This window comes from Stenotrophomonas sp. 3diitr2024 (genome assembly GCF_042136455.1).
GTDB classification, from domain to species: Bacteria; Pseudomonadota; Gammaproteobacteria; order Xanthomonadales; family Xanthomonadaceae; genus Stenotrophomonas; species Stenotrophomonas sepilia.
Genome location: NZ_JBHHMJ010000656.1, coordinates 1 through 1469 on the forward strand (window position 1 = coordinate 1; position 1469 = coordinate 1469).

Annotated in this window: 2 protein-coding genes; both read right to left on the reverse strand. The window is 65.9% G+C overall.

Annotation, left to right across the window (positions count from 1 at the left end; genetic code table 11):
• Window positions 1–37: 37 nt before the first annotated feature.
• The gene (locus ABGA94_RS16895) at window positions 38–745 is read right to left on the reverse strand and encodes a YitT family protein (protein WP_005415543.1); all 708 of its coding nucleotides are present in this window, start codon (window positions 743–745) and stop codon (window positions 38–40) included.
• A gap of 108 nt (window positions 746–853) precedes the next feature.
• Entirely contained in the window at window positions 854–1066 is a 213-nt protein-coding gene (locus tag ABGA94_RS16900) for a DUF4287 domain-containing protein (RefSeq protein WP_197598428.1), read from the reverse strand.
• Window positions 1067–1469: the final 403 nt, after the last annotated feature.

Sequence of the window (1469 nt, forward strand, 5' to 3'; positions counted from 1 at the left end):
GGTAGTGCCGGCCGCTGGCCGGCAACACCGTTGAACGTCACACGCCCATGTAGCGGCCGGGGCGGTGGTTGAACATCAGCACCAGGCTGAGCACCACCGCGCCGATGGCCGAGTACAGCACCTTCGACGGCGACAACACGAAGAACGCGGCCACCATCAGGCACGCGTCGTAGGACATCTGCACCTTGCCCGCGCTCCAGCCACGGGTGCGCTGCAGGTACACCGCCAGGATGCCGATGCCACCAAGGCTTGCACGGTGGCGGATGAAGAACAGGATGCCCAGGCCGGACAACGCACCGCCGACAATCGCCGAGTACAGCGGGTTGATGTGCGAGAAGTCGATCCAGCGCGGCAGCAGGTCGGTCAGCACGCCACAGGCGGTGACCGCGGCGAAGGTCTTCAGGGTGAATTCCCAGCCCATGCGCCGCAGCGCCACCCAGTAGAACGGCAGGTTGACCAGCACGAACACCAGGCCGAAGTTCCAGCCCATCGCGTAGTGCAGCAGGAAGGCCATGCCCGCCATGCCGCCGATCATCAGCCCGCCCTTGGCGAAGATGGCCAGGCCCAGCGAGGCCACCATCGTGGCCAGCACCATGCCCTGCACGTCCTCGGCGATCGAGTGACGCAGCGCTTTGTCGTCGGCGGTGGTGCCGGCGCTGTCGGGCGGCGGGGTCAGCGGACCGGCGGTGACCAGGTGGCCGTCAGCGTCGTCGCACGGCGCGGGGCCATGGGAGGGAAGGGACATGCGGGTGGGGAACAGCAGGTGGGGAGCGGTATTAGACACGATCTGCATGACAGTTGCAGATGAAATCGTTCAGCTGAATGCGCCCCAGCCCGCTCCGCCGGCCGCCGGTCACCCCTTGCCGGCCAGATGGTGCGCCACCAGCGCGTTGGCGTGCCCATGGCCCAGACCGTGCTCACTTTTCAGGAAGCTGACCAGTTCCATGTGTTTCAGGCCGTTCTTCCCCGCCAGCAGCCCGAACCAGTGCGCCACCGGCTGCCCGTAGGTCTTCTCGATGGAGGGGAAATACGAGGCCGGGCCTTTCGGCTTGGTGTCAGTGCTCATCTGCAGCTCCCGTTGAAGTCATTCATTCGACGAACCACAGTCCCTGAAATCGACATCCCTACACGCCCGACCCAGTGCCGACCAACGGTCGGCACCCACCAAAGCAGAATGCCGTTCCAACAGCTCGCGGGAAACTGTCGAAGGCGGGGTGGGTCCGGTTGAGGGGGCGCGAGCCGCATGGGCCCGAGGCATGCCTCGGGCGGGTTGGGCAAGACGCCCAACCCCGGTCTTGCCGTGTGCGCAGGACAGCGCACACGAGCAAGCGGCGACCGAGCCTTATCTGATGGAAATCTGTCAGCGTAGGTGTCGAGAGCCGGCGTGGGCCGCCGTACGAGCCTGGATCTCGACGATCGCCATGTAGCTTGGCGCCCACACCGGATTCTCCCTTGATCCGCCCGAACAG

Coding starts and splice junctions, on each gene's coding strand:
- ABGA94_RS16895 (WP_005415543.1), bottom strand. CDS start 745: ATGTCCCTTCCCTCCCATGGCCCCGCGCCGTGCGACGACGCTGACGGC.
- ABGA94_RS16900 (WP_197598428.1), bottom strand. CDS start 1,066: ATGAGCACTGACACCAAGCCGAAAGGCCCGGCCTCGTATTTCCCCTCC.